At 72.1% G+C, this 12,117-nt stretch carries 13 protein-coding genes; 7 read left to right on the top strand and 6 right to left on the bottom strand.

Annotated features, from left to right (window positions below):
• The first annotated feature begins 64 nt into the window (after positions 1 to 64).
• Entirely contained in the window at positions 65 to 862 is a 798-nt protein-coding gene (locus LNW72_RS07500; protein ID WP_250974681.1) for a type II CAAX endopeptidase family protein, read from the top strand.
• Between the two features lie 46 nt (positions 863 to 908).
• Here the strand turns inward: LNW72_RS07500 and LNW72_RS07495 are convergent, their stop codons facing one another.
• Positions 909 to 1,739, bottom strand: coding sequence for a PhzF family phenazine biosynthesis protein (locus tag LNW72_RS07495; protein WP_250974680.1), 831 nt, complete (start codon positions 1,737 to 1,739; stop codon positions 909 to 911).
• 138 nt (positions 1,740 to 1,877) lie between these two features.
• Here LNW72_RS07495 and LNW72_RS07490 point away from each other — a divergent pair, with 138 nt between their 5' ends.
• Positions 1,878 to 2,480: a PadR family transcriptional regulator gene (locus tag LNW72_RS07490; RefSeq protein WP_250974679.1), complete on the top strand. Its 603-nt coding sequence runs from the start codon at positions 1,878 to 1,880 to the stop codon at positions 2,478 to 2,480.
• Between the two features lie 37 nt (positions 2,481 to 2,517).
• On the opposite strand, the gene LNW72_RS07485 is transcribed toward LNW72_RS07490, so the two are convergent.
• Positions 2,518 to 3,537, bottom strand: coding sequence for a LacI family DNA-binding transcriptional regulator (locus tag LNW72_RS07485; protein WP_250974678.1), 1,020 nt, complete (start codon positions 3,535 to 3,537; stop codon positions 2,518 to 2,520).
• Between the two features lie 160 nt (positions 3,538 to 3,697).
• Between LNW72_RS07485 and LNW72_RS07480 the strand changes: the two genes are divergently transcribed.
• Entirely contained in the window at positions 3,698 to 5,983 is a 2,286-nt protein-coding gene (locus LNW72_RS07480; protein ID WP_250974677.1) for a glycoside hydrolase family 3 N-terminal domain-containing protein, read from the top strand.
• A 128-nt stretch (positions 5,984 to 6,111) separates the two neighbouring features.
• Here LNW72_RS07480 and LNW72_RS07475 read toward each other — a convergent pair whose 3' ends face one another.
• Both LNW72_RS07475 and LNW72_RS07470 read right to left on the bottom strand, forming a co-directional pair.
• Positions 6,112 to 6,540: an SRPBCC family protein gene (locus tag LNW72_RS07475; RefSeq protein ID WP_138357380.1), complete on the bottom strand. Its 429-nt coding sequence runs from the start codon at positions 6,538 to 6,540 to the stop codon at positions 6,112 to 6,114.
• Between the two features lie 97 nt (positions 6,541 to 6,637).
• Positions 6,638 to 7,177 carry an HAD domain-containing protein gene (locus tag LNW72_RS07470; RefSeq protein WP_250974676.1) on the bottom strand — a complete coding sequence of 180 codons (540 nt, stop codon included), beginning with the start codon at positions 7,175 to 7,177 and terminating at the stop codon, positions 6,638 to 6,640.
• A gap of 94 nt (positions 7,178 to 7,271) precedes the next feature.
• On the opposite strand from LNW72_RS07470, the gene LNW72_RS07465 reads away from it, so the two are divergent.
• The 4 genes from LNW72_RS07465 (at position 7,272) to LNW72_RS07450 (ending at position 10,658) form a co-directional block, all read left to right on the top strand.
• Entirely contained in the window at positions 7,272 to 7,934 is a 663-nt protein-coding gene (locus tag LNW72_RS07465; RefSeq protein WP_250974675.1) for a pyridoxal 5'-phosphate synthase, read from the top strand.
• A gap of 163 nt (positions 7,935 to 8,097) precedes the next feature.
• The gene (locus tag LNW72_RS07460; RefSeq protein WP_308401903.1) at positions 8,098 to 8,397 is read left to right on the top strand and encodes a hypothetical protein; all 300 of its coding nucleotides are present in this window, start codon (positions 8,098 to 8,100) and stop codon (positions 8,395 to 8,397) included.
• A 12-nt stretch (positions 8,398 to 8,409) separates the two neighbouring features.
• A complete protein-coding gene (locus LNW72_RS07455; RefSeq protein WP_250974674.1) occupies positions 8,410 to 9,366 on the top strand; it encodes a DMT family transporter in 957 nt (318 codons plus the stop codon).
• 314 nt (positions 9,367 to 9,680) lie between these two features.
• Positions 9,681 to 10,658, top strand: a complete 978-nt coding sequence (locus tag LNW72_RS07450) for a DMT family transporter (protein WP_250974673.1) — start codon at positions 9,681 to 9,683, stop codon at positions 10,656 to 10,658.
• A 16-nt stretch (positions 10,659 to 10,674) separates the two neighbouring features.
• On the opposite strand, the gene LNW72_RS07445 is transcribed toward LNW72_RS07450, so the two are convergent.
• A complete protein-coding gene (locus LNW72_RS07445) occupies positions 10,675 to 11,328 on the bottom strand; it encodes an FMN-binding negative transcriptional regulator (RefSeq protein ID WP_250974672.1) in 654 nt (217 codons plus the stop codon).
• Between the two features lie 82 nt (positions 11,329 to 11,410).
• A complete protein-coding gene (locus LNW72_RS07440) occupies positions 11,411 to 12,100 on the bottom strand; it encodes a pyridoxamine 5'-phosphate oxidase family protein (RefSeq protein ID WP_250974671.1) in 690 nt (229 codons plus the stop codon).
• Positions 12,101 to 12,117 lie beyond the last annotated feature (17 nt).

Raw genomic sequence — 12,117 nt, 5'->3', positions numbered from 1 at the left:
GATCTTCGTATCTTTTTTCGAGACCCTAGCCAAGCGGGAACGAGACCGAGGCGGGATGACGTAAATGGAGGCTCGGGTGCACACAGAGTCATACGGGGCGGAGGCCGGGCTCGCGCGGCGGACCCTGCGGAGCGAGACCCTGCTCGTACTGGCCCTGTCGCTCGGCGCCAGCGGTGTCGGCGCGCTCATCAGTTTCGTCGGGTCGCTGACCAAGCCCGGTTCGCTCAAGGACCAGGCGGCCACCCTGGTGGGCTCCCAGGCGCCGGGCAGGCCCTGGCTCGACCTCGCCTGGCAGCTGTTCGGGATCGCCACCGCCCTGGTCCCGGTCGCCCTGGTCGCGCACCTGCTGGCCCGTGAACGGGTCGGGATAGGTTCGATCGGCTTCGACCTGAAGGAACCCCGCCGCGACCTGGGGCGCGGCACGCTGGTCGCGGCCGTGATCGGCGGCACCGGGCTGCTGTTCTACCTCGGCGTCCGCGCGGCCGGGTTCAACCTCACGGTGGTGCCGGAGTCGCTGCCGGACGTGTGGTGGAAGATCCCGGTCCTGATCGCGTCCGCCGTGCAGAACGCGGTGCTGGAGGAAGTCATCGTCGTCGGCTATCTGCTGCGCAGGCTCGGGCAGTTGGGCTGGACGCCGGCCGCCGCCCTGGCGGCGAGCGCGGTGCTGCGCGGCTCCTACCACCTGTACCAGGGCGTCGGCGGCATGATCGGGAACATGGTCATGGGGGTGGTGTTCGTGCTGCTCTACCGCAGGTGGGGACGGGTCGGCCCGCTCGTCGCCGCGCACGCCCTGATCGACACGGTGGCCTTCGTCGGCTACGCGCTGCTGGCGGGCAAGGCCGGCTGGCTGCCGACGGGTTGAGCGGGCACCCGCCGTAGCACAGCCGTCCCTGGCGCGGCCCGGACGGCTACGGCGCCGCGTGCAGTTCGCCGTCGATGACGGTCACGGCCGAGCCGGTGAGCAGTACCCGGTCGCCGCGCAGTTCGGTGCGGACGAAACCGGTGCGGGCGGAGACCTGCAGGCCGGTCAGTTCGGTACGGCCGAGCCGGGCGGACCAGAACGGCGCCAGGGCGGTGTGGGCGCTGCCGGTGACCGGGTCCTCGTCGATGCCGACGGCGGGGAAGAATCCGCGCGAGACGAAGTCGTAGCCGCGGGAGGGGTCTTCCGCCGCGGCGGTGGCGATGACTCCGCGCGGGCCGAGCGCCGCCAGCGCGGCGAAGTCCGGGGTGAGGGCGCGGACGGCCGCCTCGTCCGCCAGCTCGACCAGCAGGTCGCCGACGTCCGGGCCGGTGTCGTACCCGGCCAGCGGCTCCGCGCCGAGCGCGAGCGCCACGGCAGGCGGTGGTGTGACCGCGGTGAGCGGTGCGGTGGGGAAGTCCATGGTGAGCGCACCGCCGTCGGCGGGCCGGACGCTCAGGACTCCGCTGCGGGTGGCGAAGCGCACCAGTGAGGTGGCGGCGCTCGTGGAGAACAGCACATGCGCGGTGGCGAGCGTGGCGTGCCCGCACATGGCGACCTCGGCCGCGGGGGTGAACCAGCGCAGCGCCCAGTCGGCTTCCGGGGCGTCCGCGGTGCCTTCGAGGCGGTGCGCGAAAGCCGTCTCGGAGAGGTTGACCTCGGAGGCGACCCGCTGCATCCAGCCGTCGTCGGGGAACGCGGCGGCGTCCAGGAGCAGGACCCCGGCCGGATTGCCGGCGAAGGGCCGGTCGGTGAAGGCGTCGACGATTCGAATCCGCATGGGACGACCGTAGACAGCGGTGAAACCGCAGGCCAGAGCCAATCGAGGGGAGGTGGCCCGGAAAGAGGGTTGCCGAACGTACGGTTCCGATATATCGTTGAAGCATCGCGACCGATCAACGATGGAAGGAGCGTAACCATGCGTTCCCAAGGACATGAACACGAACACCGCGGACCCGGCCACCATGGCCGGGGAGAACGAGGAGAGCAGCGCCGTGCGGCCTTCGGACCGTTCGGACCGCCCTTCGGGGGTGGCCCCTTCGGCGGCCCCGGCGGGCGCGGTCGGGGCGGGCCCCGTGGCCGGGCGAGGCGCGGCGATGTACGCGCGTCGATCCTGGCGCTGCTCAAGGACCGGCCGATGCACGGCTACGAAATGATTCAGGAGATCGCCGAACGCAGTGGCGGCGCGTGGAAGCCGAGCCCCGGCTCGGTGTACCCGACGCTTCAACTGCTGGAGGACGAGGGCCTCATCACCAGCGCGAGCGAGGGCGGCAAGAAGCTGTTCACGCTCACCGACGCCGGCCGGACCGAATCCGAAGCGGGGCCCGAGGCCCCGTGGGAAGAGGCCGGCCGGGGCGTCGACTGGGATGCCATGAACGAGATCCGGAAGGCCGGCGGCGGACTCGTCGAGGCCTTCAAGCAGGTCTGGTCGACCGGTACACCCGCCCAGCGTGAGAAGGCGCTGGTCGTGGTCAACGAAGCCCGCAAGAAGCTCTACCTCATCCTCGCAGAAGAGGACTGAGGCCGGAGAATTCCGACCAACGAGCCGGCCCGGGGACCTATGTCCCGGGCCGGCTCGACGCGCGGATGACGAGCCGGGTCGGGACGATCCAGGGTTCGGCCGGCTCTGCCGGATCGGCGTCGAGCAGTCCGCGCAGCGCCTTGACGGCCGCGGAGCCCAGCGCGCGCTGGTCCTGGGCGACGGTCGTCAGGGCCGGGCGGACCAGCGACGCCGCGTCGATGTCGTCGAAGCCGACGATCGCGAGATCGCCGGGTACCGACAGCCCCGCGTCCGCGGCCGCGTGCAGCGCGCCGATGGCCATCTGGTCGCCGGCCGCGAAGACCGCGGTGGGCGGCTGCTCCGTGGCGAGCAGGGTGCGCACCGCGTCCTGGCCGCTGTTGAGGAAGAAGTCCCCCGTGACCACGTACTCCGGGGGCACGTCCAGCCCGAGCCGGGCGCACGCCTGGCGGAATCCGGCCAGCCGTTCGGCGGCCGGCGGCAGGTACAGCGGGCCGGTGACGGTGGCTATCCGGCGGTGCCCCTGGGCGTACAGGTGCTCCACGGCGGCCGCCGCGCCGGCCGCGTTGTCGGAGGTGACCCGGACGGTACGGGGGCCGCTGAGCGCGACGTCGATCCCGGAACACGGGACGTCGGAGGCGGCGAGGGCCCGCAGGGCGCGGTTGTCGGCGGGGGTGCCCAGCACGACGACGCCTTCGAGGTTGTGCCGCCGCACCGCCTGCAGATAGGTGGTGTCGGCGTCGTCGGGACCCGACGTGGTGAGCAGCATCAGGTGGTAGTCGGCCTCGGAGAGCGCGTTGCGCACCGCGCTCAACAGGCCCTGCAGGAAGGGATGCTGAAAACCGAGGGTCTCGTAGCCGGTGTCCCAGACCAGGCCGATGGTGTCGGACCGGCGCCGCACCAGCGTGCGGGCGGGTTCGTTCGGAGCGTATCCGAGTTCGCTGGCCAGTCGCCGGATACGGTCGCGGGTCGCCTCGCTCACCTCGGCCCGGTCGTTGAGCGCGCGGGAGACCGTAGCGGTCGAAACACCGCTGCGGAGAGCCAGTTCGCGGATGTTCACGGCGATTGCACCTGTTCCTGGAGTGGCGAGGGTGTGTGCTGCACACAGTCTTGACGATGTGTCATGGCGAAGACAGACTTCCGGCGCACCGGAAACGTTTACGTAACGCGGCTCCGCCACTGGGGCCCGACAGAAACGGGATGCTGCGATGCCACGCGCGATGCCAATGAAGTCCCCCAGGACCCGCTTCAGAGCACTTGTCACCCTGGCCACCGCCGCGGCCTGTGTCGCCGCGGTCGGCGCGGTACCGGCCACCGCCGGGAGCTCGGCCCAGTACACCGACGCCAGGGCGCCGATCGATCTGCGCGTCAAGGACCTCCTGAAGCGGATGACGCTGGAGGAGAAGATCGGGCAGATGGACCAGATCGCGGTCGCCCGGGTCCAGGGCGACTGCGAGTGGAGCGGCGGCGCCCTCAACGAGACCTGCATGAAGTCGGTGCTGGGCGACTACGCGGCCGGCTCGATACTCTCCGGCGGCGGCATGGGGCCCGCCGTGAACACGCCCGCCGAGTGGGCGAAGATGGTCAACACCGTACAGAAGTACGCCGTCGACAACTCGCGGCTGCACATCCCGGTGCTCTACGGGGTGGACGCGGTGCACGGCCACAACAACGTGCTCGGCGCCACCGTCTTCCCGCACCAGATCGGCCTGGGCGCCACCTGGGACCCGGCCACCGTCCAGGCGGCGGGGGCCTCCACGGCGCGCTCGGTCGCGGCGACCGGCATCGACTGGAACTTCGCGCCCGTCGCGGACCTCGCCCGCGACCAGCGCTGGGGCCGCTACTACGAGACGTTCGGCGAGGACCCGCTGCTGGCCGGGACGCTGGCCGCCGCGAGTGTCACCGGCATCGACACGGCGAACGGCGCCAAGCACGTCGTCGCCACCGTGAAGCACTTCGGCGGCTACTCCGAGCCGGCCAACGGCCACGACCGGGTGCCCGCGGACGTCTCCATGCGCTATCTGCAGGACACCCTGCTGCCCTCGTACAAGCAGGCCGTGCAGGCCGGTGCGAAGACCGTGATGGTCAACTCCGGTGCCATCAACGGCGTCCCCGCGACCTCCTCGAAGTATCTGCTCACCAAGGTGCTGCGCGACCAGTGGGGCTTCAAGGGCGTCACGGTCAGCGACTGGGAGGACGTCCGGGCGCTGCAGACGAAGTACAAGCTCGCCGCCGATTACCCCGAGGCGATCGCCCTCGCGGTCAACGCGGGCCTGGACATGGCCATGGAGCCGTACTTCGCCAAGGAGTGGAGCACCGGCCTGAAGACCGCTGTGGACCGCGGTCTGGTGTCGGTCAAGCGCATCGACGAGTCGGCCGGCCGGATCCTGCGGATGAAGTTCGAACTCGGCCTGTTCGAGCACCCCTACGTGGACGCGGCCAAGGCTGACGCCGCGGTGCTGGGGGCGGACAAGGACCTGGCGCGCAAGGCGGCCGCCGAGTCGCAGGTGCTGCTGCGCAACGACGCCGGGGTGCTGCCGATCTCCCCGGCGGCCAAGAAGATCGTCGTCGCGGGTTCCTACGCCGATGACATCAACGACCAGGCGGGCGGCTGGACCATCGGCTGGCAGGGTGTCCCCGAAGGGGTGACGCTGCCGGGCACGACCGTGCTGGCGGGGATCAAGGAGGCGGCGCCCGCGGGCACCGAGGTGGTGCGGGCCACGACCGCCGCCGACGCGGTGGCGCAGGCGGCGGACGCCGATCTGACCGTCGTGGTCGTCGGCGAGAAGGCCGCGGCGGAAGGCGCCGCGGACAGCCCGCGGCCCGAACTGTCGGCGGACCAGCAGGCGTTGGTCAAGGCGCTGAAGGCGGCGGGCAAGCCGGTCGTCACCGTCGTCATCGCGGGCCGGCCGCTCGCGCTCGGCGACGCGGACGGCACCCAGGGACTGCTGATGTCCTGGCTGCCGGGAAGTGAGGGCGGCCACGGGATCGCCGACGTGCTGTTCGGCGCGGTCAACCCCAGCGGCCGGCTGCCGGTCTCCTGGCCGAAGCACATCGGCAACGAGCCGCTGTACTACCAGCAGCTGCCGGGCACCAACGGCGGGCCGGAGTCCTCGTACGACGCGGCCTACCCGTTCGGTGCCGGTCTCTCCTACACCACCTACGCCTTCGGTGCGATCACGGCCGACAAGGCGGTGGTACGGGCCGGCGACCCGGTCGGGGTCAAGGTGACCGTCTCCAACACCGGTGCCAAGGCGGGCGATCTGGTGGTGCCGGTCTACGTGTCACGGCCGACCAGTGACGTCCTGACGCCGGCGACCCGGCTGGTCGCCTTCACCAAGGTGCACCTGGCCGCGGGGGAGACCCGTACGGTGCGGCTGCAGGTGTCGGCGGGGACCCTCGCGGTGACGCCGGGCGACCTGGACGGCGCGGGCGCGCAGAAGGTCGAGCGCGGCGCGTACACCTTCTCGGCGGGCGACAAGAGCGCGGCGGTGACGGTGCGCTGAGCCGGCGGGTGCGGGGCGGCGGTCGGTCCCTGCCGCCGCCCCGCACCCGTCCGTCCGCACCGGAGTCCGTGCGCACCGGAATCGTCCGTCCGCACCCGTCCGTGCGCCCGGCCCTTTCGTCTTCGTCGTTACTCGACGAGGCCGGCCAGCTTGCGCAGCGATTCGTTGAGGGCGGCGGTCGCCGAGTCCTTGAGCTTGCCCGCCATCATGGCGACCGCGGCGCCGGCGAAGCTGCTGTCGATCCGCAGCTCGGTGGCGTCGCCGTCGGGGGTCAGGGTGTAGCGCATGCTGAGGTTGACGCCCATCGGGCCCTTGCCCGCGATGCCCAGCACCCGTTCGGCCTCCAGGGCCTCCACGGTCCAGGTGACCTCGGCCGGGAAGCCCATCATCTTCATGTTCTCCTGATAGGTGGCACCGGCCGCCAGCGGCGCCGGACCCCCCTTCGGGAAACTGGTGTGGGTGGCGCTCCACTGGCCGTACGACGCGAAGTCGGTCAGCTGCCTCCAGACCTTCTCGGCCGGGGCCGCGATGCGCGCCTGTGCGGAGACTTCGGCCATGCGATCACTCCTTGTGCGAAGGCGCTGCGGCTCGCGCGCAGCGACGGTGTCGCGGAACGTAGTCGCAGCTGCCCGAACATTCAATACTGATGAAGCGTCAGAACTGATGAACCGTCAGGGATTCTCGGCGGGCCAGCCGTACGCTGCGGGTCGGCAGCGGCCCGCGGCTCAGTAACCGGTCCACATGACCCCGGTTCAGGCCGTGCCCTGGATTGATGCGCAGCAGCACCCGGTCGGGGCGGAAACGCGCCTGCCGGGCGAGCCGGCGCGGGATGACGTCGTCGATCCAGGCGAACGGACGGCCGCCGGCGTGGCGCAGGATCGGCGCCCACTTCCGGCCGGTGAACAGGTCCGCGCGCGGCAGCCGCGGATCGCCGGGACGCGGTCGGTAGCGGCCGAACTCCACCACCGGCAGCACCGGCAGGCCCAGCCGCGGGGCTATCTGCCGGTTGGCCTCGTGCTCCCAGGTGCTGGCCCAGGTGAGCTCGTAGACGGCGGACAACTCGCGCAGCCACGCGCCGTGTGCGGCGGAGAGCAGCACGGTGTGGTCCAGGATGTCGTACGCGGTGAATTCCGCCGAGGGCAGTACCGGATTGAGGACGCCGTCGATGTCGAGGAAAAGCAGCGGTTTGGCCATCGCTCTCCTTCCCCAGGGCGGGGCAGGCGGTCATTCGTGCCTGTGAGGGACGAAGATCGGGGCCATGGCGGTTGCGCGCTCAACAGGAGGACATATGGACGAGGAACTGCCGGCCCGGCTGCGCGCCGTTCCGGTGCTGGCCGAACCCCTGCCGCGGTTCGATCCGGACGGCGCTGACCCCTCTCCCGGGCGCCAGTTCGCCCGCTGGCTGGACGACGCGCTGGACGACGGTGTGCCGGAACCCCATGTCATGACGCTCAGCACCGCGGACCGCGACGGGCGCCCCTCAGCGCGGGTCCTCATGCTGCGCGGCCTCGGCGCCGACGCGTGCACGTTCGTGTTCGCGTCCGACTCGGGCAGCCACAAGGGCCACGACCTGTCGGCGAACCCGCACGCGGCGCTGAGCTGGTACTGGCCGCCCCAGGGGCGGCAGATCCGGGCGGCCGGCCCCGTCGAGGCGCTGGACGCCGGGATCGCGCGCGGCGACTTCCTGGGCCGTCGCGAGGCCTCCCGGATCGCCGGGTTCACCGGACGGATGAGCGCCCCGCTGACCGGGTCCGATGCCTACGACGAGGAGCGGCGGCGGGCCGCGGACCTGGTCGCGGCCGACCCGGGGGCCGTTCCGGCGGGCCACACCGTCTACCGGCTGCGGGCCGACGAGATGGAGTTCTTCCAGGGGGACCCGGGCGGCTTCCATGTGCGGCTGCACTATGCCCGGCAGGGCGACGACTGGAAGCGGGGACTGCTGTGGCCGTGAGCATCAGGTGGTGAGCGTCCGGTGGTGAGCGGTCCGGCCGTGAGCGTCCGGTCGTAAGGACGGGGACCGGCAGATCGACACCGCCCATCTGCTGCACTCCCTGCTGGAGACCGACCCCCGGGCCCGTGACGCCTGCGACGCGGGCGGCGGGCAGGTGGTGCGCGTGCTCGGGTACCTGGCGCAGCGCAGCATCGGCTACGGCCTGGAGCGGCAGGGCTCGGTCGAGGACTCCGGCGCGCTGCCGGTGGTCACCGCGCAGAGCACCCCGGGCTGGAGCCCGGGGGCCGCCGCCGCGATGCGCACCGCCGTGCGCTCGGCCCAGCGCGGAGGCCGCGGCCAGGCCGACGGGATCGATCTGCTCAACGCGCCGGCCGCCGACCCGCACAGCCGCGCCGTGGAGGTGCTGCGGACCGCCGGTCCGGACGTCAGCCGCTACCTGGACGAAGGACCTGTCGCGAGCTGACATCATGGCCCGATGCATGCGTCTCAGGGGAGGAACGCGGGGCTGGGGCTCGCCTTGGCGTCGGCGTTCGCGTTCGGTGGTTCAGGAGTAGCGGCGAAACCGCTCATCGAGGCGGGACTCGACCCGCTGGATGTGGTGTGGCTCCGCGTGGCGGGAGCGGCGCTCATCATGCTGCCGGTCGCGCTGCGCCACCGCGCCCTGCTGCGGCAGCGCCCCGGCCTGCTGGCGGGCTTCGGCCTGCTCGCCATCGCGGGTGTGCAGACCTTCTACTTCGCGGCGATATCCCGGATCCCGGTGGGCGTCGCCATCCTCGTCGAGTTCCTCGGCCCGGCCCTGCTGCTGGGCTGGGTGCGCTTCGTGCAGCGCCGGCCGGTGAGCCGGGCAGCGGCGATCGGAGTGGTGCTGGCGGTCGGCGGCATGGCCTCGGTGGTCGAGGTGTGGTCGGGGCTGGCTTTCGACGCCTTCGGTCTGCTGCTCGCCTTCGGCGCGGCCTGCTGCCAGGTCAGCTACTTCGTCCTGGCCGACCACGGCACGGAGGGCGAGGACGCCCCCGACCCGATCGCCGTCATCGCCTTCGGGCTGCTGATCGGCGCCGCGGTGATGACCGTCGTGGCGCGGCCGTGGGGGATGAACTGGGAAGTGCTGGGCCATCAGGCCGCGCTCGGCGACAAGCAGGTGCCCGCGGTGCTGCTCGTCGGGTGGATCGTCCTGGTGGCGACGGTCGTCGCGTATCTGACCGGGGTGCTGGCCGTGCGCAAGCTGACCCCGCAGGTGGCCGGGGTGGTCGCCTGTCTGGAGGCGGTCGTGGGGACCGTGTTCGCCTGGATCCTGCTCGGCGAGCACCTGGGCGTACCGCAGATCATCGGCGGAACGCTGGTGCTGGCAGGCGCCTTCGTGGCCCAGACCACCACCCGCAGCGGGGGGAACAAGCCGGTGGTCGAACCGCTGCCGCAGCCCGATCTGGTCTGAGGACGGCTCCGCCCGGCGGGCCCCTGATCTCGCGCCCCTGATCATGCGCCCCGGATCACGTTTCTCGGATCTCGCGCCCCCGGATCTCGTGTTTCGGACCTCGCGTCCCGATCTCGCGCCTTGGAACCGCCTTGTAGGGGTGCGTCCCCGCCTCGTAAGGTGACGATCATGCACCTCACCGTTCTGCCGCCGCCCGCCTCCTAGGCGGGCCGCCACCCCACGGACGACCCGGCTCGGGCACGTACCCGAGCAGGTCGCGGCTGCCCGCACACGGGACCACGCGACCATCTCAAGTCCTCCGCGGGAGAACACTCGTGCCGTCGATCCATGGCCACACCCTTGCCCCGTCCGTCGGACGCGGCCTGCTCTACATCACCTTCGCCGCCACCGCCTGGGGCACCGCGGGCGCCGCCGCCGCGCTGCTCATGGGGAGCAGCGGCCTCGGCCCCATCGCCCTGACCTTCTGGCGCACCGCCGGCGGCTTCGCGCTGCTGCTGCTCGTCCGGCTGGTCCGCCGCCGTCGCGGCACCGTCCGGACACCGGCCAGGAAGGAACCCCGGCGGCGCGCTGTGCTGCGCATCCTGGCCACCGGTCTCGGCCTGACGGTCTTCCAGACCGCCTATTTCGGCGCCGTCCAGTCGACGGGACTGGCCGTCGCGACCGTCGTCACCCTGGGCGCGGGCCCGGTCATCATCGCGGTCGTCGCCCGTCTCACCATGGGCGAACGGCTCGGCCGCGGCGGCGCCGTGGCGGTCTCCGGCGCTCTGGCGGGGCTCGCGGTGCTCGTCCTGGGCAACGGCGGCGGGTCCGTGGCCCCGGCCGGGGTCGGGCTCGCGCTGCTGTCCGCGTCCGGCTACGCCTGCATCACCCTGCTGACCCGCTGGATGGGCCGCGGCGGTGACGGCGGCGACCCGTTCATGACCTCGCTGTGGGCGTTCGCGGTGTGCGCCGTGACCCTGCTCCCGCTCGCCCTGATGGAAGGGCTGTCGCCGCGCGGCGCGGACCTGGGCCACACCCTGTGGCTGCTGGTCTATCTGGCCTCCGTGCCGACCGCACTCGCCTACGGGCTGTACTTCGCGGGCGCCGCGGTGGTCCGGGCGGCGACGGTCTCCGTCATCGCACTGATCGAACCGGTCTCCGCGGCCGTCATCGCCGTCGTCGTCCTCGGCGAACGGCTGACCGGCGCGACCGTACTGGGCACCGTCGTCCTGCTCGGCGCCGTGACGGCGTTGGGCCTGGAGGAGGCCCGGCTGGCCTCGGCCGGCCGCCGCGCGGCGGCCGGCACGGGCTGAACCGCCGAAGGCGGTCCTAGAGTCGGTTCGCCGGGTCGGAGGCCGCCAGCCGGCGCAGTTGGTGGGCGCGGGCCGCCTCGTCGTGCGGGGCGGCCCGCTCCGCGAGGCGCTCCGCGTCCCGCTGCTGCATCCGCCGGGGCTTGTTGCCGCCGTACTTGAACTTCGCGCGGACCTCGGTCACCTCCAGCCGGATGCCGCGGATCCCGGGCAGCAGCCGGCCGAACGGGTCCTGCCCGGGGGCGACGGGCGCGTAGTCGCCCGCCGGCTGGAAGTGCGCGAGCTGACGGTGCAGCACGGCGGCCTTCTGCGCCTCGTCGTCGATGACATGCGCCGTGCAGAGCAACTGGACGGCGGCGTAGAAGCTGGTCGGGGTGCCGTGCTCGGCGGGCACGCCCTCGGGGGCGTGCCAGGGGCCGGGGATGAACGTGTAGTCGTCCACGACGCTGAGCGTCACCCGTGGGTTCGCCTCGAGGGCGTGCCACAGCGGGTTGGGGCGGGCGAGGTGGGTGAACGCCTCATTGCTGTCCGGGTCGTAGGCGAAGTGCAGCGGCTGGACGAACGGGGGTTCGCCGGGCAGGCCGTTGACGGCCAGCTGCCCGAAGTCGTGGGCGGCGAGCCAGGTCTGCCACTCGGTGTCGTCCTGTGGTGCGTCCCAGGGGTGGATGAGCATGTCGGGTCCTTCAGAGTCGGGCTCAGGCTCAGGCTCAGGCTCGGGATCGGGCTCGGGATCGGGTTCGGGTTCAGGATCGGGTTCAGGCGAGGTAGGCGGGCAGGGCGATGGCCGGGTCGAGGTCGTCGGCCGGAACGGGGGCGCCGTAGGTCTTGGTGACGGGCACGATCCCGGTCCAGTACGGCAGTCCGGTGTCCTCCGGCTCGTCGTTCGGGCCGCCGGTGCGGACCTTCGCCGACACCTCCAGGAGGTCGAGCCGGATGACGGTGGTCGCGGCCAGCTCCTTGGCGTTGGCCCGGCGCGAGTCGTCCGCGCGGCCGGCCACCACCTGGTTGACGAGGGCGTCCAGCGCTTCGGCGCGCTCCTCCGGGTCGGTGACCTGGTGGGCGGTTCCGTGCACCACCACCGAGCGGTAGTTCATCGAGTGGTGGAACGCGGAGCGGGCCAGCACGAGGGCGTCGAGGTGGGTGACGGTCAGGCAGACGGCCAGCCCCGGGTCCTTCGCGCCGCGCAGCGGCCGCGACCCGGTCGAGCCGTGGACGTAGAGCCGCTCGCCGATCCGGCCGTAGAGGGTGGGCAGCACGACGGGCGCGCCGTCGCGGATGAACCCGAGGTGACAGAGGTAGCCCTCGTCGAGGATCGCGTGGACGGTGTCACGGTCGTAGGCGGCGCGCTCCCGTATCCGGGTGGGGACGGTGCGTTCCGTCGCCTCGTAGGAAGGGGCGGTGACGGTGGGGCCGGAGATGGTGGGGGCGGCGGCAGTGTCGGCCATGGCGCTATCCTTTGAAC

The sequence above is a fragment of the Streptomyces sp. RKAG293 genome (assembly GCF_023701745.1).
Taxonomy (GTDB): domain Bacteria; phylum Actinomycetota; class Actinomycetes; order Streptomycetales; family Streptomycetaceae; genus Actinacidiphila.
This window is presented reverse-complemented; position numbering and strand designations above follow the sequence as displayed.

What these genes read in the sequence shown, in the direction of transcription:
- LNW72_RS07500 (WP_250974681.1), top strand. Translation starts at nt 65, where the DNA reads ATGGAGGCTCGGGTGCACACAGAGTCATACGGGGCGGAGGCCGGGCTC.
- LNW72_RS07455 (WP_250974674.1), top strand. Translation starts at nt 8,410, where the DNA reads ATGCATGCGTCTCAGGGGAGGAACGCGGGGCTGGGGCTCGCCTTGGCG.
- LNW72_RS07470 (WP_250974676.1), bottom strand. Translation starts at nt 7,177, where the DNA reads ATGGCCAAACCGCTGCTTTTCCTCGACATCGACGGCGTCCTCAATCCG.
- LNW72_RS07490 (WP_250974679.1), top strand. Translation starts at nt 1,878, where the DNA reads ATGCGTTCCCAAGGACATGAACACGAACACCGCGGACCCGGCCACCAT.
- LNW72_RS07495 (WP_250974680.1), bottom strand. Translation starts at nt 1,739, where the DNA reads ATGCGGATTCGAATCGTCGACGCCTTCACCGACCGGCCCTTCGCCGGC.
- LNW72_RS07465 (WP_250974675.1), top strand. Translation starts at nt 7,272, where the DNA reads ATGGACGAGGAACTGCCGGCCCGGCTGCGCGCCGTTCCGGTGCTGGCC.
- LNW72_RS07475 (WP_138357380.1), bottom strand. Translation starts at nt 6,540, where the DNA reads ATGGCCGAAGTCTCCGCACAGGCGCGCATCGCGGCCCCGGCCGAGAAG.
- LNW72_RS07440 (WP_250974671.1), bottom strand. Translation starts at nt 12,100, where the DNA reads ATGGCCGACACTGCCGCCGCCCCCACCATCTCCGGCCCCACCGTCACC.
- LNW72_RS07445 (WP_250974672.1), bottom strand. Translation starts at nt 11,328, where the DNA reads ATGCTCATCCACCCCTGGGACGCACCACAGGACGACACCGAGTGGCAG.
- LNW72_RS07480 (WP_250974677.1), top strand. Translation starts at nt 3,698, where the DNA reads ATGCCAATGAAGTCCCCCAGGACCCGCTTCAGAGCACTTGTCACCCTG.